Consider the following 16,728-nt stretch of genomic DNA (forward strand, 5'->3'; position numbering starts at 1 on the left):
GCGTGGGGTCGGCCGGGGTCATCGGGCGGTCACCGCGTGACGTCCCGCGGTGGGCGCGAGGGCGTCGGCGGCGAGGTTGACGCTGACGGCCAGCAGGCCGATGGCGGCGCCGGGCGCGAGGACGACCCAGGGGTTGAGCAGGGCGCCGGCGGCGTTCTCGCGGATCATCAGGGCCCAGTCGGCTTCCGGTGGTTGGGGCCCCAGCTGGAGGAATCCGGCCATGGCGATGACGTAGACGGCGGCCACGAAGCGCAGCCCGAACAGGGCCAGGACGGTGGCGCGCAGATTGGGCAGGATCTCCCGCAGGGCCAGGTGCCACAGCCGTTCCCCGCTCGCGGTGGCCGCCTCGATGAAGCCGCAGGCGGCGACGGGGGCGGCGGCGCTCGCGACGACGCGCACCGCGTAGGGGACGCCCAGGGCGACGGCGGCGACGATCACGGCGAGGCGTCCGCCGCCGGGCCAGGCCAGTGCGAGCAGCATCATGCCCAGCACCGGTGGCAGCAGGATGGCGAGGTCGGCGCCGCGCTCGACGAGCCTGCCGAGGGTGGGCCGCAGGACCGCGAAACAGCCCAGCACGGTGGCGAGGGTGGTGACGAGGAGGGCCACGACCAGGGCGCTGCCGATGAGTTCGCTGCCGCCGTGCAGCATCCGGCTCAGCACGTCGCGGCCGAGCTGGTCGCCGCCGAGGGCCGCCGGGCCGCCGGGTTCGGCGTAGGGGGCGGTGACGGGTTTGTCGAGGGGGTGCGGCGCGAGCAGCGGTCCGGCGAGGGCGAGCAGGGTCAGCAGGAGGCCGGGCGCCACCCGCACGAGGATGCGGGCCCGGGGGCGGCGGGGCCGGGGCGTGGCGAGGGCGTCGGCGCTCATGGGCGGGCTCCCAGGGTGCGGGCGCGGACGAGGTCCGCACCCAGCAGGACGAGGCTGATGACGGCTCCGGTGCAGGCGACGACCCCGGCGATGACGGGGGTGTCGCGGTCGGCGACGGATCCGGCCAGGACGGTGCCGAGTCCGGGGTAGTTGAAGAGGGTCTCCACCACGACCGCGCCGCCCAGCAGCATGCCGGTGGAGGTGGCGGCGCCGGTGGCGACGGCGGGCCAGGCGCCGGGCAGGGCGTGGCGGAGCAGCACGCGGCGGGGGGCCAGTCCGTCGAGGTGGGCGGCGATCACGTGCGGTGCCGCGGCCTGGTCGGCCAGGGCGCCGCGGACGATACGGGCGTTCCAGCCGATCTGCGGGACGGCGAGGGCCAGGACCGGCATGATCAGCATGGTCCAGGAGGCGGGTGAGCCGTCCGCGGTGGTCATGGTGGCGGCGGGAAGCCAGCCGGTCCACAGCGACAGGAGCAGCAACAGGCCCACGGAGACGACGAATTCGGGCAGAGCCAGGGTGACGGTGGAGGCGAAGCCGATGACGCGGTCGACCGGTCCGCCGGGCCGGGCGGCCGCCCAGCAGCCCAGGGCGAGGGCCGAGACGAGGGTCAGGGCGAAGGCGGCGCCGCCGAGGAGGAGGGTGTTGGGCAGGGGGGCGGACAGCAGGTCGGTGACGCGCTCCCCGCCTGCGGAGGTGCCCAGGTCGCCGGTGGGCAGCGCCGTCATCCAGTCACCGAACCGCTCCCACAACGGCCGGTCCAGGCCGAGCAGATGGCGGCGGGCGGCGGTGTCCGCGGCGCTCTCGCCCCGGTCCGCGGCGGCGGAGGCCGCGTCGCCGGGGAGCAGTTCGATCGCGGCGAACACGACGGCGAGCAGGGCGCACAGCAGCGCGGCCCGCTTGGCGAGCACGACACCGGCACGGGCGGCCAGCGACACGGCACGGCGCGGGGCCGAGGCCGCCACCCTGTCGGTGGCGGCCTCGGCCCGTGCTATCTCCGCCTCGCTCAACGCGACAGCCAGACGTTCTCGAGCTGGACCCGGCCGTAGCCGGGCAGCTTGGGCAGGTTGCGCACCTTGGCGGCGGCCAGGTCGATGCCGTCGGCCATGCCCCACAGCAGATAGCCGGACTTCTCGTGCTCGATCTGCTGGAGCTCGCGCAGGGACGTGGCGCGGGCCTTCTTGTCGGCGGTGCCGATGACCTTGCGGTAGGTGTCGTCGAACTGCTTCTCCGACCAGCCGGCCTCGTTCTGCCCGGCGCCGGTCACCATGGTCTTCGAGGCGAAGAAGACCACGGAGTCGTTGGTGCCCCAGTAGTTGGTGTAGAAGTCGCCCTTGAGCCAGGTCTTCTCGTAGAAGGCGCCGGACTCCTGCTTGACGACCTTGATCTTGATGCCGGCCTCGCGGGCCTGGGTGGCGAACAGGGTCGCGGACTCGGCGAGCCCCGCGATGTCCTCGGTGGTGACGAGCTCGTAGGTCTTGGAGAAGTCGAAGTCGGCTTCTTCCAGGAGCTTCTTGACCTTGTCGAGGTCGCGTCGGCGCTGGGGGACGTCCTTGGCGTAGGCGGGGTCGCCGGTGCCGAGGATGTCGTTGGCCACGGTGCCGTAGCCGGAGAGGACCTGCTTGACCATGGCCTCGCGGTCGACGACGAGCTTCATGGCCTCGCGAACCTTGGGGTCGGCGAAGGGGCCCTCGGCGGTCCGCATGACGATGGGCATGGCCATGTCGTTGGGGCGGCGGGTGACCTGGATGTCCTTGCGCGAGGCGGCGGTACGGGCCGCGACGGCGCCCACGTTGGAGGCGACGTCGATCTGGCCGCCCAGCAGCGCGTTGGCCATGGCCTGGGGGCTTTCGAACATGGTCACCTCGATGGCGTCGAGGTGGACCGGTCCGCCGTGCCACTTGTCGTTGCGCAGCAGACGGGCGTTGCCGCCGCGGAACCAGTCGAGCTTGAAGGGACCGGTGCCGGGGGCCTTGGCGATCTCCTTGTCGGAGGTGTCCTTCTTGAGGACGAACGTCGACAGGCGGGTGAGCAGGGGCAGATCGGCGTTGGCGTCGTCGGAGACGAGGACGACGGTGTCCTTGCCGTCGGCGGTGATGTTCTCCGCCTTGATGCCCGGCAGCCGGCCCGCGCCCGCGGGGGTGTTGCGGAGTCTGCGCAGCGACCACACCACGTCGTCGGCGGTGACCGGCGAACCGTCGTGGAAGGTGGCGCCCTTGGCGATCGTGAAGCGCCAGGTCTTGAGGTCGTCGGAGGACTTCCAGCCGGAGGCGAGGCGGCCGACGGTGTTGTCCTTGAGGCCCGGCGCGGTGAGGGTGTCGTAGACCAGGGCGATGATCAGGTAGTCGCTCTCGTTGCCCTGAACTCCGTGCGGGTCGCGGGTGGTTGCGGAGCCGCGGCCGAGCGCGCCGATGCGGAGCGTGCCGCCCTTCCGGGGTGTGCCACCGGCGGAGTCCGCCGATGAGGAGGCCGTGTCGTCCTTGCCGCCCCCGCAGGCGGCGAGCAGCGCGGCCGCACCCACGCCCCCGCCGGCCCACAGCGCCTGGCGCCTTGTCCAATTCACGTGGTCCTCGTTCCACTGCAGTTGTTCTTACTTAGGTTTGGCTACCCTAAAACGAGCCCTGATCGCAACTGTGCGTGAGCAATGAAACGAAAACTGAATCGCCGTCAACTCTCGTTTTTCCCCCGCCAATTACTGAAAATCGGGCGAAGCGGACTACCTCTGGGTAAGGTTTGCCTTACCTAAATTCGATGGTAGCTTCCTCGGCAACCGCTGACGTCGACTGCCGCGTTTCCGCCACAGCCGCACCCCCCTCGCAGGGCGTCGAGCGTGCTCCGCCCTGCCCTACGGCACCTCCTGCGCCGCACCCGGAAACGGAACCTCCGCCCCTACCCCACGAAACGGATGAATTCGCCATGAGCACGGGAGCCGCACCCGTCCGCCTGCTCGATGCCGCCTCGGCCGCCGAACTCCACCGGGCCGCCGCGAAGATCCTCACCGAATTCGGCACCTCCGCCACCTCCCCCGAACTCCTCGCCCGCGTCGCCGGATCGGCCGCGGACCTGAGCGAGCCGATCCGGCACCAACTGCGGCCCGTCGACACCGACGACGGCCTGTTCGTGCTGCGCGGCCTGGCCGTCGACGACACCGGCATCGGCCCGACGCCCGCGGGCTGGGCCACCGCCGGGGACAGCGGAGCCGTCCACGACATCGTGATGCTGCTGCTCGCCACGGTCATGGGCGACCCCATCGCCTGGCAGGGTCAGCAGAACGGACGGTTCGTCCACAACATCGTCCCCGCCCCCGGTCACGAGCAGGAGCAGACCGGCGCCAGCAGCGACGTCCTCCTCAGCCCGCACACCGAGGACGCCTTCCACCCCGGCCGCGCCCATCTGCTGATGCTCGGTTGCATGCGCAACCACGACCACATCGCCACCACCGCCGCGAGCATCCGCAAGGTACGCCTGGACGACGCCGACCTCGACACCCTCGCCCGCCCCGCGCTGCCGATCCTCCCCGACGACGCCTACACCGAGGCGCGCGGCTTCGAGGGACTCCCGCCGGACGTCCCCACCCTGTGGCGCTCCGCGGACGGCCTCACCCTGCGCTTCGACCCCGCCTACACCCCGCTGGAGCGGGCCACGCCCGGGCACCGCGCCGCCTACCGGCGCCTGGAGGCCGAACTCGCCCGCGTCTCGGTCGCGGTGAGCCTGGCCCCCGGCGAGGTCCTCGTCGTCGACAACGACCTCGTCGTGCACGGCAGGGTTCCCTTCAAGGCCCGCTACGACGGCACCGACCGCTGGCTCAAGCGCGCTTCCGTACGGGTCCTCGGCCGCGACACCCGTCCCCCGGCCGAGGCCGCCGAGCACGGCTACGGCCAGGCGGCCGTCGAGGCCCACGCCGCCTGACCCCCCTTCCCGACGACCAGCAGACGAGGAGCGAGACATGACCGACATCACCGCCGCCACCGGCGACCCCTGCATATCCGACACGGCCGGCACACCCGCCGACGACACGACCCTGCGCCTGCTGTCCACCAGCGACCTCGCGGGCATCGACATCAGCCTCACCGACGTCGTCGACACGGTGGAGGGCGCCTACCGCACCCTGGCCGCCGGCCGGTCGGACAATCCGCGCAAGCTCACCGTCAAGCCCTCCGACGGTCACTCCGTCTCGTACGCGATGCTCGGCCGCGACGGCTCCCGCGACGTCGTCGCCATCAAGACCTCGTACAAGCACGGCCTGCACAAGGGGCGCGAGGAGCAGCACTACTACACCTCGCTCACGCTCTACGACGACGTCACCGGCCTGCCCGTGGCGATGATGGACTGCGGCCGCATCGGCTCCCTGCGCACCCCGGCCGTCTCCGCCCTGCTGGCCCGCGAGTGCGCCGCCCCCGGGGCACGCAGCGCCCTGGTGATCGGCACCGGCACGCAAGGGCGGCTGGCCCTGCCGTTCCTGCTCACCACGCTGCCCGGCCTGGACCGGCTGATGCTCTTCGGCACCCACCCCCAAGGAATCGAGGCGGTCCGGACGCAGCTGCGCGCCCACTTCCCCGACCGGGACGTCGAGATCGTCACCGACGCGCGGGCCGCCGCGTCGGACGCCGACGTCATCGTGGCCACGGCGGGCGCCCACACCCCCGCGGCGATCGAGGCCGACGACCTGAAGCCCGGCGCGCTGTCGATCCTCGTCGGCCACGGGCTGGCCCCCTCGACCCTGCTCCGCGCCGACCGCGTCGTGGCCACCAGCGAGGCCCAGATGAAGGTCACGGGCACCGACATGGCGGACGCCGACGGCAACTTCCCCGCCGTGGACACCGAGTTCCCCCCGGTCCTCGCGGGCGCCGCGGCCGGCCGCACCGCACCGGAACAGCGGATCTTCGCCTACAACAGCGGCCTGGTCGTCACCGACATCGCCCTCGGCCACCGCTTCGCGCAGCTCGCCATCGAGCTGGGCCTGGGAACGCGGGTGCCGCTGTGGCGGTGACCGGCATACCCCTCCCCCTCGTGCCCACGCTGCCCGCGCACCCCGACCTCCAGACGGACGCGGTCCTCGACAGCGGTCTGCTGCACGAGCTGGCCCACGCCTTCGGCGGCCCCTTCCACTTCCTGCTCCCGCACCGCTTCGACGACAACCTCGCCGCCTTCCGGACGGCGCTGGACGAGGCCGGGGTGGACGGGCGCGTGTACTACGCGAAGAAGGCCAACAAGGCCGCCGCGTGGATCGAACGCTGCGCGGCCACCGGCACCGGAGTGGACGTCGCGAGCCTCGGCGAACTCCGCGAGGTCCTCGGCCACGGAGTGCGCGGCGAGAACGTCGTGGTGACCGGCCCGGCCAAGAACGAGGAACTGCTGCGGATCGCCGTCCTCCAGGGCGCCCTGACCGCCGTCGACTGCCTCGACGAGTTGGACCGGCTCATCGCGCTGGCGCGCACCGGCGCGGTCCGCCCCGCCCGGCTGCTGTTGCGCCGGCTCCCCCCGGCGCAGCCCCACAGCCGCTTCGGTATGGACGAGGCCGAGCTGGCCCAGGCGCTGGAGAGGTGTGTACGGGCGGGCGACGCCGTCCGGATGGAGGGGTTCAGCTTCCATCTGTCCGGCTACGCCACGCAGCCGCGCGCCGACCTCGCCGGGCAGCTCGTCGACCTCTGCCTCAAGGCCCGCGTCATGGGGCTCCAGGCCGACCGGATCAGCATCGGCGGCGGATTCGCCGTCGACTACGCGGCGGCCGACGACTGGCACGCCTTCCTGGCGGCGCAGCGGCCCGAGCACTACCACGCCCGCAAGGCCTTCTCGGCCCCCGACTTCTACCCGTACCACTCGCCGGTCGCCGGGGCGGACGCCCTGCGGGCCGTCCTGTCCGCCGTCCCCGAGGGCGGCCACGACAGCCTGGCGAGCAGACTCCGCGAGACCGGCACCCTCGTGCTGATGGAGCCCGGGCGGGCACTGCTGGACCGGGCCGGTGCCTCCGTCTTCCGCGTCCAGGGGGTCAAGGACCGCGACGGGTACGGGATCCTCACCGTCGACGGGACGAGCCTCAGCCTCTCCGAACAGTGGTTCAACAGCGAGTACCTCCCGGACCCGGTGCTGGTGACCCCGGACGGGCGGGCACGGCCCGACCCGGCCGGCACCGGGGCCTTCCCCGCGGCCGTGGGGGGTGCGAGCTGTCTGGAGTCGGATCTGCTCACCTGGCGCAAAATCCCCTTCCCCACCCGTCCCTCGGTCGGTGACCTGCTGGTCTACCCCAACACCGCCGGGTACCAGATGGACTCCAACGAGTCGCCGTTCCACGATCTGCCGCTGCCGCCCAAGGTCGTCCTCGACGACACCGGCGGGCGGCCGCGCTGGCGCCTGGACCGCCGCCCCGCCTGCTGACATCCCTCCGCCCCGCCTGCCACAGGAGCTCTCCCCATGAACGAGGCACTGACGCGCCCCGCCGTGGTCTCCCGCATATCCGACCTCATCGGATACACCCCGCTGTTCGAGCTGTGCCGCACCGAGAACGGCAGCCGGCTGCTCCTCAAACTGGAGATGTACAACCCGACCGGCACCGCCAAGATCCGCATGGCCCGTCAGATGGTGCTCGACGCCGAGGCCCGCGGCGAACTGCGCCCCGGCGGCCGCATCATCGAGTCCACCTCCGGCAACACCGGCCTGGGTCTCGCCGTCATCGCCGCCGAGCGCGGCTACACCTTCACCGCCGTCGTCGACAACCACGCCTGCGTGGATAAGCTGCGCGGGATGAAGGCACTGGGCACCGAACTCGTCTATGTCGTCGACGACGGCGCCGAGGAGCTCGCCACCGCCGCCCGCGAGGAGCTCGCGGAGGACATGGCCCGCGGCCAGGACAACACCATCTTCACCGAGCAGCACAACAACCCCAGCAACGGCGTCGGCTACTTCCCCGTGGCCCACGAACTCCACCAGGCCCTCGACGGCGGCATCGACGTCCTCATCGGTGCGGTCGGCACCGGCGGCGCCCTGTGCGGCACCACCCGGGAGCTGCGCAAGCTCGTCCCCGGCGTGCGGACGATCGGTGTGGAGCCCAAGGGTTCCATCGCCTTCGGCGGCCCCGCCCACGACTACTACCAGTCCGGCACCGGCACCCCCGAGGGTGCCGAGATCGGTGCGCTGGTCGACTTCGGCCTGATCGACGAGGGCGTGAAGGTCGGGGACGTCGAGGCGTTCGCGACCGCCCGCGTCGTCGCCCGTACCGGCCTGCTCATCGGCGGCTCCGCCGGCGGCGTCGTGCACGAGGCGCTGACCCGCCTGCCGTCGCTGCCGCCGGGCAGCACCATGGTCGCGCTGGTCAACGACGGCGGCGAGAAGTACATGGACACCGTCTTCAACGACGACTGGATGAACGCCCGGAATCTGATCGACCCCGCCGTGGAGCGCGAGATCGACGAAACGCTGACCAAGCTCCGCAGGAACTGATGCCCTCCATGCAGCCGCTCACCCTCCTCCGCGACAGCCGCGCGCTGGCCACCCTCGCCGTCCCCCTCGTCCTCACCCAACTCGCCCAGGTCGCGCTGACGACCACCGACACGGTGATGATGGGCCTGCTCGGCACCCAGGCCCTGGCGGCCGGCGGGCTGGCCATCGTCGTCTTCAACCAGCTGCGCACCATGGGCGTGGGCCTCGTGACCTCGGTGGGCAACCGGATCGCGGCCGCCGCGGCCCGTGCCGAGCGGGCCGAAGCGAAGGACACCGACGCGGTGGCGGGGGACGAGGAGGTCGTCAGGATCGTCCGCGCGAGCATGGCGGTGGCCACGCTCGCCGGACTGGTCGGGGCCGTCCTCATGGTCCTCATCGGGCAGGCCCTCACGTGGCTCGGCCAGGACGCCGCGGTCGCCGACCGCGCCCAGACGGTGCTGTTGGCGCTGGCCCCCGGGCTGCTGCCGTGTCTGTGGTTCCAGGCGATCCGGCAGTTCACCGTCGGCATGCGCCGCCCGCAGGCGCTGCTGCAGATCACCATCGCCTCGGTCGCCGTCAACGCCGGCCTCAACTGGCTGCTGATCCACGGCACCTGGGGGCTGCCCGAACTGGGCCTGCCCGGCATCGGCGTGGCCACCTCTACCGTCTACCTCCTCTCCTTCCTCGCCCTGTACCTCTCGGCGAAGAGGGACACCGTCCTCGCCCCGCTGCTCAGCCTCAACGTCCTGAAGGCCGACCGCGCGACCGTGCGCGAACTCGTCCGGCTGGGCATACCCATCGCCGCGACCTACGGTTCGGAGGCCGGTTTCTTCTCGGTCACCGCCCTGATGGCCGGTTCCTTCGGCAGTGCCGCCCTCGCCGCCCACACCGCCGTGAACCAGCTCGTCTACATCGTCTTCCAGGTCGCCGTCGGGCTCTCCCACGCCGCGTCCATCAACGTCAGCCGCGAGCTCGCCCTCGGCCGTCCCGACGCCGCCCGGCGCATCAAGAACACCGCCCTCGCCTGTGCCGCCGCCGTCATGGCCGTCGTCGCCGTCGTCTACGCCACGCTGCCCGACCTGGTGCTGCGCCCGTTCCTCGACGCCGACGCCGCGGGCGACGACAAGGCCGTCACGATCGCCACCCAACTGCTCTTCGTCATCGCCTTCCTCCAGTTCTTCGACTGCGCCCAGAACATCGGCGTCGGTCTGCTGCGTGGCCTCGACGACACCAAGAGCGGCTTCCGCATCACCCTCATCGGCTACTGGCTCGTCGGTCTGCCCGCCGCCTGGCTGCTGGGGTACGCGGCGGGACTCGACACCCTCGGCATCTGGCTCGGTCTGCTCGTCGGCCTCGCCACCACGGCGGTCCTGCTGCTGCGCCGCTACGGCATCGGGCTGCGCGCCCGCAGCCTCGCCCAGGAGCCCGTCGCCGCAGGTTAGGCGTGCTCGGCACCGGCCCCGATACCGGCGCGGCCCCGGCCGCCCGGATCGGGGCTTTGCCTGTTTGGTACCGGTTCCGTCCCCGTCCCGACCGCGTCCGACCCGTATTGACGGCTTGACCGGCGCCCATCACCATGGGTTTCCCCCCTGGCGCCGAGGGAGTGCTGATGACGGTCGGCGGGTCCGACTCCTCGCCCGCAGGGGCGAACAGCTCGACGATTCCGTTCCTCCGCCGGCCGAGGGCGACGCGCGTGGACCGCCGCCGGGAAGCCGAAAGAACGGTACGGCGCCCCCTGGAAAGAGCAAAACGGTCCGGCCCTGGCAAGTCCATCATCACACCTACCAGCAGGAGGAGTTGGCGCGATGGGCGATGGGACGATACGGCACATCGGCTCTTCGAGTGATCCGCCGCTTTCGACGTCCGACGACATACCCACCCTGGGCGTCGAGGAGGAGTTCGTCCTCGTCGACAGCCACTCGCGAGCCGCGGTCAGCTGCGCGCCGGTGGTCATCAAGGGCGCCCAGGGCGTCCTCGGCGACCAGATCGGCGCCGAGATCTTCCCGACCATGATCGAGACGCGCACCCACCCCGTCACCACGCTCGACGGCCTGTACAAGGAGTTATACCGGCTGCGTGCGGGCGTCGCGGCGGCCGCCGCCGAGTACGGCTGCCGGGCGGTGGCGTCGGGCACCGTGATCGTTCCCCCCAAGGGCCCGATCGAGGTCACCGACCAGACCCGCTATCTACGGATGGCCACCGAGTACGGTCCGCTGGTCAACGGGGACCAGGGCACCGGCGTCTGCGGGTGCCACATCCACGTCGGGGTCGCCGACCGGGAACAGGCCGTTCAGCTCGCCAACCACCTCCGGCCCTGGCTGCCCGCGCTCCAGGCACTCGCCGCCAACTCGCCGTTCCACGCGGGCCGGGACAGCGGATACGCCAGCTGGCGGACGATGCGCTGGGCCCAGTGGCCGGGCGCCGGGCCCACTCCCCTGCTCCCCGACGCGACGGCGTACGACACGCTCGTGGACTCCCTCGTCACCTCCGGCATGCTGGTGGACCGCAGGATGGTCTATTGGTACGCCCGCCCCTCCGAGCACTACCCCACCGTGGAGATCCGGGTGACCGACGTCAACGCCGACGTGGACACCGTGATCCTGCTGGCCGGCCTGACGCGCGCGCTGGCAGCGGTGCTGCTGGCCGACGTACGGCGCGGCGTCCCGGCACCCGGCGTCCTCGACTCCCTGCTGCGCGCGGCGCACTGGCGGGCGGCCCGGGACGGGCTGACCGGGCGCGGCGTGGACCCGGCGACCGGGGGCCGCCATCCGGCCGCCGAACCCGTCGACCGGCTTCTGCGCCGCGCCGCGCCCGCCCTGGAGGCGGCGGGCGATCTGTCCCTCGTCCGGGACCTGTGGCAGCGCCGACGTGTGCTCGGCGGCGGCGCCGACCGGCAGCGGGAGGCGTTCCGCCGACGCGGCGACCTGCGGGACGTCGTGGACCTGCTCACCGTGACCGCCGACCGGAGCTGACGCCCGGGCGACGCCCGTCCCCCCGGGCGGCGGCCCGTCCGGCCACTTGTTCAGCGGCCCAACAGACCGCCGGTGACACCGGTGACACCACCGAGCAGCCCGTCGACCACACCGCTCAGCGGCGCCTGCCGCTGAGCGGACTCGCCGCCCGCCGGCCGTGCCGCCGGCGCGGCGGGCGCACCGGGCGCGGGCGCCGGCGGCGGGGGCACGGCCCGCTCGGGTGCGGAGGCCGCCCCGGACACCCCGGATGCCACGCCGGATACGGCATCGGTGGCGGCATCGGTGGCGGCATCGGTGGCGACGGCCGGGAGGGAGGACACATCGGGCAGGGAAGGGCCCGCCGGCGCCCCGGCCGCCCGCCCCGGCTCTTCGGCGCGCACCGGCGGTGTCGCGGCCGCCGTCGGCTGTCTCACCGTGTGCCCGACCTTCGGTTCCGCGGAGAAGGTGACGTCGGACGGCCCGGCGGGCTTCGCCTCGGCCGGCTTCCCGCTCCTGTCCCGGTGCGTGGCCGCGGTGGGCTCGGCCGTGCCGTCGACGGGGTCGGGCATCGGCTCGAAACGGGGATCGGACCGCGCTTCGGCGGCGGTGTTGCCGCCCGTCGTCTGGAAGGTGAAGGCCAGCGCCCCCGCCACGCCCATCATGGTGGCCGCTTTGATCGCCGTGGCATGTGCGCGCATCACACGGTTGGGCTGCCTGTGCCTACCCATAGGGCTTCCTCCGGGTCGTACCGCTCGCTGTGAGGCACCAGTAATACTGTGGAGCGAGGCTCCCGCGATGGCTTATACGGACTTGTTACACAGCGGCATACGGACCTGGTACACAGGGCGACTTGGTACGGACGAAGAGGGCCGATACCACCGATACGGCCGACAAGCCGACCCAACTGGCCACACTTTCCTCCTGGTTCACGCCATTCGAACGCAACAGGCCTGCCGTTACGGACGATTCCTTGAGGGCCGACGTCGTTTTCGCGCCAGGACGCGTGGTCCACGGCACGGCTCTCTCATACCTTCGGCCACCCCCGTTCTGGCCGAATGGCGGAGGTGGAGCGGCCCCGGACGCTGGTTGACTCGGCGGGTTCGTACCGGACGACGACGTCCGTTCCCCAGCCCCACGCGATCACGAAACGGAACGGGCCATGCTGCACGTCCTCTATCTGATAGGCATCGCCGCCTTCGCGGCCAGTGGAGTGATGGCCGCGCACCGGGCCGACCTCGACCCGTTCGGGGGTCTGGTCCTGGCTTTCGCGGCCTCGGTCTCCGGCGGCACGCTGCGCGATCTGATCCTCGACCGGCACCCGCTGTACTGGACCCACGACTGGGTTCTGCTGACGGTCATCGGATGCGTGGCCGTGGCCACGATGGTCTTCCTGCGCTACCGCGAGCTGCCGCAGCGCTCGCTCATGGTGGTGGACGCGGTGGGCCTCGCCGTCGTGACCGTGATCGGCGCCCGGGCGGCGATCGACGCGGGTGTCACCCCGTTCGCCGTGCTGATCCTGGCCGTGCTCACCGGGGTGACCGGCGAGGTTGTCCGCGATGTGCTGTGCGGTGAGCTCCCGCCGTTGCTGCTGCGCGAGGAGGTGTACGCGACGGCCGCCCTGGCCGGCGCCGTCTGCTACCAGCTGCTGCACTGGGCCGGGGCGGGCGGTACCACCGCGACGGTGATCTCGGCGGGCACCGTCTTCGCCCTGCGCCTCGGGGCGATCCGCTACGGCCTCCATCTGCCGCGCGCCCGCTCCTCCCGCTGAACGGCCGCGCCGCGCCGGCCACCCTTGACGGAGTCCTGGCGCCGCGCGCCTCGCCGGACCGCCTCACCGGACCGCCTCGGCGTCGCGCCCGCGCCGTCGCCCGGCGGGCCCCGCCGGGCCGCCACCGGCTACGTACGAGTGAACATGACCCGCTCACCAGGCCGGACCCTGCCGCCACGGGTAGGCCTCGGTTGACATGAGTCGGGTGGCGGCCGCTCCGCGCGCCGCCACCCGGCCCGCGACCGGGAAAGGCATGGGACATGGCGGATGACGACCTGGGAAGTCTGCTGGGCGGGCTGCTCGGCGGCGGGCGGAGCAGCGGGACGGGCAATCTGCTGGCCGCCCTCCTGGGTACGCTCGGTGACAGCGGGCAGGGCGGGGGGAACCCGCTCGCCGCGCTGCTGAGCGAACTCCGGGACGGCGGTCTCGAGGGCAAGGCCCGGTCCTGGGTGGGCGCGGGCGCGAACGAAGCGATCACCGGCGCGGAGGTCGCGCAGGCCCTGCCGTACCAGACGTTGGACCGGGTCGCACAGCAGGCGGGCATCGCGCCGGAGGAAGCCGCCGACCAGCTCGCCGCGGCCCTGCCGGAGGCGGTCGACAAGCTCACTCCCGACGGCGAGGTGCCGCAGGGCTCGCTGGAGGACCTGATCAAAGCGCGGCTCTGAGAGCCGGCCACCGAAGGGACGAGCGCCGAAGGAGCCGACGATGACGGTGATGTTCGACCTCGGGCCGGCGGCCCGGCGGCTGGCGGACCTCGTGGCCGCCGTCCCCGACAGCCTGCTGACGGCCCCGACCCCCTGCGAGAGGTACACCCTCGGCGACCTCGTCGACCACGTCGGCGGGCTGGCCCTGGCCTTCACCGCCGCCGCCACCAAGGACACCACCGGATCCGGCGGCCAGGCATCGGCCCAAGGAGCGCCCGGGGACGCCGCCCGGCTGGGCGACGACTGGCGCACCCGTATCCCCGCCCAACTCGCCACGCTCGCCGAGGCCTGGCGCGCACCCGCCGCCTGGGTGGGCACGACCCGTGCCGGGGGCATCGAACTGCCCGGCGACCTGGCCGGGCGGGTCGCCCTCAACGAGGTGGTCGTGCACGGCTGGGACGTCGCCCGCGCCATGGGACTACCGTTCGAGGTCGACGCGGAGGAGCTGGAGGCGTGCATGTCGTTCGTCTCCGCGATGGCCGCACCGGACCAGCAGGCCGCCCGTGGCAGCGCGTTCGGCCCGGTCGTCGACGTCCCCGCCGACGCCCCGCTCCTCGACCGGGTCATCGGGCTCAGCGGACGCGACCCCTCGTGGCGGCGGCCTGAACCGTGACGGGCCCCGGCCGCCACGGAACCCGCCCTTCCGGGAAGGGTGGGTCGGCTGTTTAGCATGGGGCCCATGAGCACTCGCGTCGTCCGTTTCCCCGAGCAGGGTCTGCCCGGCACCGTCGTCTACTACAACGAACCCTCCACGCCCGAGGCCGACGGCGAGGGCGGCCCGGTCGAGGTCGCGCCCCGCGGCGCGGTCGAGGTCCCGGCCGAAGCCCAGCTCGTCTACGCGGCCGACGCCGACGGACACAGCCTGGCCGACCTCGCCCAGCTGCCGCCCGACACCTTCGTCGTGGTGGACCTGGGCGGCGCGACGGACGAGACGCTCCGGTCGGTCGGGAAGCTGCGCGGGGTGCGGACCCTCGTCGTGGCGGGCGACTTCACCGACGAGGGGGTGCGGGCGCTCGGCGGTCTGTCCTCGCTGGGCGACCTGGTCCTGGACTCCCCCCGGTTCACCGGCGCGGGGCTGGCCGCGCTGGCCGGATCCGAGACCCTCGCCTCCTTGGACTCCCTGGTGCTGTGCGGCGGCGGCGCCTTCGAGCCCGCTTCGCTCCGGCAGCTGGCGGGCCGGCACAACCTGGGCACCCTCACCATCGAGAACACCCCGGTCGACGACGCGCTGGCGGACGCCGTGCTCACGCTCGCTCCCCCGCTGACCGACCTGTCCGTGGCCGAACGTCCCGGCCACGACCTGGACCTCGCGGTGCTGGAGCGCCTGCTGGCCACGGGCCTGGCGGTCAACGGCATCTCCGCGCCCCCGCAGAACGCCGCCGTCTTCGCCCGCGCCGCCGCCGACGCCGCGGTCCTGGACGAGGACATGGACGAGGAACTGGAGTCGGTCGCCGAGGAACGCGGCGGGGTGCTCCGCGACATCGTCCGGGAGGCGGACCTGGACGGGCTGCTGGCGGGTCCCGTGCCCGTGCTGATCGATCTGACCGCGCCGTGGTGCGGCCCGTGCGGACTGCTCACGCCCGTCCTCGAGGACATCGTCGACGCGTGCGGGGGCGCCCTGGTCGGCGTCAAGATCGATGTGGACGAGGCGGAGTGGGCGCAGGAACGGTTCGACGCCCTGAGCGTTCCCACCGTCGTCCTGATGCGGGACGGCTCCGAGGTCTTCCGCTTCAGTGGCGCCTGGCCGCCGCGGCGGATCACCGAATGGCTCACCGCCGCGGGGATCAAGATCTCCGCGTAGCACTCCGGGCATGGGCGCCACCGGCGGGGTTCACACCCGGTGGCAGCTCACGATCTCGAGGTGATGCCGGCAGGCGTGCATCTCGGCGAAGCACCGGTTGCTGAACCGGGCCGTATAGCCGTTCGAGAACACACATCGGACCGGCAGCCATACGGTGAAGCAGACGTCCGCGCACTCCTGGCCGCCGTCCGGTGCGGCGGCGGCCGGGGCCGGTCTTTCGTGTGCCGAGGCGCCGCCGCCGACCGAGAGGACGGCGGCGCAGGCCAGCAGGAATGTGGCCAGCGGTGCGACGGTCCTGCGCATGGAGCGCTCCTTCACGGCCGTGGGTTCACGCCGGGCGACATGCGCACCGGGTGGTGGCTCGCCTCACCGTTTACCACCGCCCGTTCCCCCGGGGAAGTCCGGCCGGTGAACACGCGACGGGGATCAGGCCGCCCGGCCGTGCAGCACCAGGGCCCAGGCGAGAGCGCCGAAGGCCGCCGTGGAGGCCACCGCGCGGACGAGGTTCCAGCGGACCCACACGGCCTCGAAGTGCTCGCGGACGGCGGCCGCGTCAGCGATGCGGTCGGGTGGTCCGGCCGCCTCCAGCCGGTTGTTGAGCGGTACGTTGACCGCCGCGGTGACGATCAGGACGACCGCGTAGAGGACGAGGCCGGCGATGGTCCACGGCAGCGCCGCCCGCCCGTCGGCGCGGAAGTGCAGCGCCACGGCCAGAGCGGTGAACACCAGCGCGCCGAGGAAGCAGAAGAGGAACCACCCGTTGAGGATCGCGACGTTGATCCGCTGCATCACCTCGACGAACGCCCTGTCGTCGGACCGGCCCAGCCCCGGCATGACGGCACAGGCGAAGGCGAAGAACAGCCCGGCCACGAGTCCGACGGTGATCGTGGCCGCCATCAGGGCGACGGCTTGAAATGTTCCCATGGTTGAGTCCGTTCCGGTCGGCTGGGCCCGAAGGGGCACGGGCGGTTGTCGGCCAAGGTATGCCCCCCAGGAGCCCGTATCGGGTGTGACCACGGGGGCGGGCCGCACCGCTTTCGCCGTCCGGCGCGTGTGTGCAGCACGGTGCGGCGTGCCCGCCCCCTTTGAGGTACCCCACACGAGGTATGTTTCGGACACTTCGGAGTTTCCGGCCGTCAAAGCGCGGACCATGTTCCTGACCGGTTCCAGCCCTGCGGCCTATCGGCCCCTGCCACGGGTCCGTTAGGCACGCGCAGGAGAGCTGTC

The 16,728-nt window shown here is 72.5% G+C and carries 15 protein-coding genes and 1 pseudogene; 10 read left to right on the top strand and 6 right to left on the bottom strand.

Going from position 1 to position 16,728, the window contains the following annotated elements:
• Nucleotides 1-18: 18 nt before the first annotated feature.
• The 3 genes from FHS38_RS15865 to FHS38_RS15875 are packed head-to-tail and all read right to left on the bottom strand — an operon-like array spanning nucleotide 19 to nucleotide 3,424.
• Nucleotides 19-864, bottom strand: coding sequence for an ABC transporter permease (locus FHS38_RS15865; protein WP_184734207.1), 846 nt, complete (start codon nucleotides 862-864; stop codon nucleotides 19-21).
• Nucleotides 861-1,871: an ABC transporter permease gene (locus FHS38_RS15870; protein ID WP_373301766.1), complete on the bottom strand. Its 1,011-nt coding sequence runs from the start codon at nucleotides 1,869-1,871 to the stop codon at nucleotides 861-863. Before FHS38_RS15870 ends, FHS38_RS15865 begins: the two co-directional genes overlap by 4 nt.
• Nucleotides 1,868-3,424, bottom strand: a complete 1,557-nt coding sequence (locus FHS38_RS15875) for an ABC transporter substrate-binding protein (protein ID WP_184734208.1) — start codon at nucleotides 3,422-3,424, stop codon at nucleotides 1,868-1,870. The genes FHS38_RS15870 and FHS38_RS15875 overlap by 4 nt, the downstream gene beginning before the upstream one ends.
• A gap of 353 nt (nucleotides 3,425-3,777) precedes the next feature.
• On the opposite strand from FHS38_RS15875, the gene FHS38_RS15880 reads away from it, so the two are divergent.
• The 6 genes from FHS38_RS15880 to FHS38_RS15905 all read left to right on the top strand — a co-directional run bounded on the left by FHS38_RS15880 (nucleotide 3,778) and on the right by FHS38_RS15905 (nucleotide 11,249).
• Nucleotides 3,778-4,770 carry a TauD/TfdA family dioxygenase gene (locus FHS38_RS15880; protein ID WP_184734209.1) on the top strand — a complete coding sequence of 331 codons (993 nt, stop codon included), beginning with the start codon at nucleotides 3,778-3,780 and terminating at the stop codon, nucleotides 4,768-4,770.
• A gap of 37 nt (nucleotides 4,771-4,807) precedes the next feature.
• Nucleotides 4,808-5,851, top strand: coding sequence for an ornithine cyclodeaminase family protein (locus FHS38_RS15885; protein ID WP_184734210.1), 1,044 nt, complete (start codon nucleotides 4,808-4,810; stop codon nucleotides 5,849-5,851).
• The gene (locus FHS38_RS15890; protein ID WP_184734211.1) at nucleotides 5,842-7,236 is read left to right on the top strand and encodes a type III PLP-dependent enzyme domain-containing protein; all 1,395 of its coding nucleotides are present in this window, start codon (nucleotides 5,842-5,844) and stop codon (nucleotides 7,234-7,236) included. Before FHS38_RS15885 ends, FHS38_RS15890 begins: the two co-directional genes overlap by 10 nt.
• 36 nt (nucleotides 7,237-7,272) lie before the next feature.
• Nucleotides 7,273-8,298: a cysteine synthase family protein gene (locus tag FHS38_RS15895; protein WP_184734212.1), complete on the top strand. Its 1,026-nt coding sequence runs from the start codon at nucleotides 7,273-7,275 to the stop codon at nucleotides 8,296-8,298.
• Nucleotides 8,298-9,719, top strand: a complete 1,422-nt coding sequence (locus tag FHS38_RS15900; RefSeq protein WP_184734213.1) for an MATE family efflux transporter — start codon at nucleotides 8,298-8,300, stop codon at nucleotides 9,717-9,719. The genes FHS38_RS15895 and FHS38_RS15900 overlap by 1 nt, the downstream gene beginning before the upstream one ends.
• A 363-nt stretch (nucleotides 9,720-10,082) precedes the next feature.
• Nucleotides 10,083-11,249, top strand: coding sequence for a carboxylate-amine ligase (locus FHS38_RS15905; protein ID WP_184734214.1), 1,167 nt, complete (start codon nucleotides 10,083-10,085; stop codon nucleotides 11,247-11,249).
• Between the two features lie 50 nt (nucleotides 11,250-11,299).
• Here FHS38_RS15905 and FHS38_RS15910 read toward each other — a convergent pair whose 3' ends face one another.
• Nucleotides 11,300-11,956: a hypothetical protein gene (locus FHS38_RS15910; RefSeq protein WP_184734215.1), complete on the bottom strand. Its 657-nt coding sequence runs from the start codon at nucleotides 11,954-11,956 to the stop codon at nucleotides 11,300-11,302.
• Between the two features lie 431 nt (nucleotides 11,957-12,387).
• Between FHS38_RS15910 and FHS38_RS15915 the strand changes: the two genes are divergently transcribed.
• The 4 genes and pseudogenes from FHS38_RS15915 (at nucleotide 12,388) to FHS38_RS15930 (ending at nucleotide 15,501) form a co-directional block, all read left to right on the top strand.
• A complete protein-coding gene (locus FHS38_RS15915; protein ID WP_184734216.1) occupies nucleotides 12,388-12,996 on the top strand; it encodes a trimeric intracellular cation channel family protein in 609 nt (202 codons plus the stop codon).
• A gap of 242 nt (nucleotides 12,997-13,238) precedes the next feature.
• Nucleotides 13,239-13,661: pseudogene (locus FHS38_RS15920) on the top strand (YidB family protein); the annotation flags it as partial.
• Nucleotides 13,662-13,701: 40 nt separating this feature from the next.
• Nucleotides 13,702-14,313, top strand: a complete 612-nt coding sequence (locus tag FHS38_RS15925; protein WP_184734218.1) for a TIGR03086 family metal-binding protein — start codon at nucleotides 13,702-13,704, stop codon at nucleotides 14,311-14,313.
• A 66-nt stretch (nucleotides 14,314-14,379) separates the two neighbouring features.
• On the top strand, nucleotides 14,380-15,501 hold the full coding sequence (locus FHS38_RS15930; RefSeq protein WP_184734219.1) for a thioredoxin family protein: 1,122 nt from the start codon (nucleotides 14,380-14,382) through the stop codon (nucleotides 15,499-15,501).
• A 30-nt stretch (nucleotides 15,502-15,531) separates the two neighbouring features.
• On the opposite strand, the gene FHS38_RS15935 is transcribed toward FHS38_RS15930, so the two are convergent.
• Both FHS38_RS15935 and FHS38_RS15940 read right to left on the bottom strand, forming a co-directional pair.
• Complete coding sequence (locus FHS38_RS15935) at nucleotides 15,532-15,804, bottom strand: hypothetical protein (protein WP_184734220.1); 273 nt, start codon at nucleotides 15,802-15,804, stop codon at nucleotides 15,532-15,534.
• Nucleotides 15,805-15,927: 123 nt separating this feature from the next.
• Nucleotides 15,928-16,425 (bottom strand): anthrone oxygenase family protein, encoded by a 498-nt coding sequence (locus FHS38_RS15940; RefSeq protein ID WP_184734221.1) that lies wholly within the window; start codon nucleotides 16,423-16,425, stop codon nucleotides 15,928-15,930.
• Nucleotides 16,426-16,728: the final 303 nt, after the last annotated feature.

The organism is Streptomyces netropsis (assembly GCF_014203545.1).
Lineage (GTDB): Bacteria > Actinomycetota > Actinomycetes > Streptomycetales > Streptomycetaceae > Streptomyces > Streptomyces netropsis.

Coding starts and splice junctions, on each gene's coding strand:
- FHS38_RS15885 (WP_184734210.1), top strand. CDS start 4,808: ATGACCGACATCACCGCCGCCACCGGCGACCCCTGCATATCCGACACG.
- FHS38_RS15925 (WP_184734218.1), top strand. CDS start 13,702: ATGACGGTGATGTTCGACCTCGGGCCGGCGGCCCGGCGGCTGGCGGAC.
- FHS38_RS15930 (WP_184734219.1), top strand. CDS start 14,380: ATGAGCACTCGCGTCGTCCGTTTCCCCGAGCAGGGTCTGCCCGGCACC.
- FHS38_RS15935 (WP_184734220.1), bottom strand. CDS start 15,804: ATGCGCAGGACCGTCGCACCGCTGGCCACATTCCTGCTGGCCTGCGCC.
- FHS38_RS15865 (WP_184734207.1), bottom strand. CDS start 864: ATGAGCGCCGACGCCCTCGCCACGCCCCGGCCCCGCCGCCCCCGGGCC.
- FHS38_RS15880 (WP_184734209.1), top strand. CDS start 3,778: ATGAGCACGGGAGCCGCACCCGTCCGCCTGCTCGATGCCGCCTCGGCC.
- FHS38_RS15905 (WP_184734214.1), top strand. CDS start 10,083: ATGGGCGATGGGACGATACGGCACATCGGCTCTTCGAGTGATCCGCCG.
- FHS38_RS15895 (WP_184734212.1), top strand. CDS start 7,273: ATGAACGAGGCACTGACGCGCCCCGCCGTGGTCTCCCGCATATCCGAC.
- FHS38_RS15900 (WP_184734213.1), top strand. CDS start 8,298: ATGCCCTCCATGCAGCCGCTCACCCTCCTCCGCGACAGCCGCGCGCTG.
- FHS38_RS15910 (WP_184734215.1), bottom strand. CDS start 11,956: ATGGGTAGGCACAGGCAGCCCAACCGTGTGATGCGCGCACATGCCACG.
- FHS38_RS15940 (WP_184734221.1), bottom strand. CDS start 16,425: ATGGGAACATTTCAAGCCGTCGCCCTGATGGCGGCCACGATCACCGTC.
- FHS38_RS15915 (WP_184734216.1), top strand. CDS start 12,388: ATGCTGCACGTCCTCTATCTGATAGGCATCGCCGCCTTCGCGGCCAGT.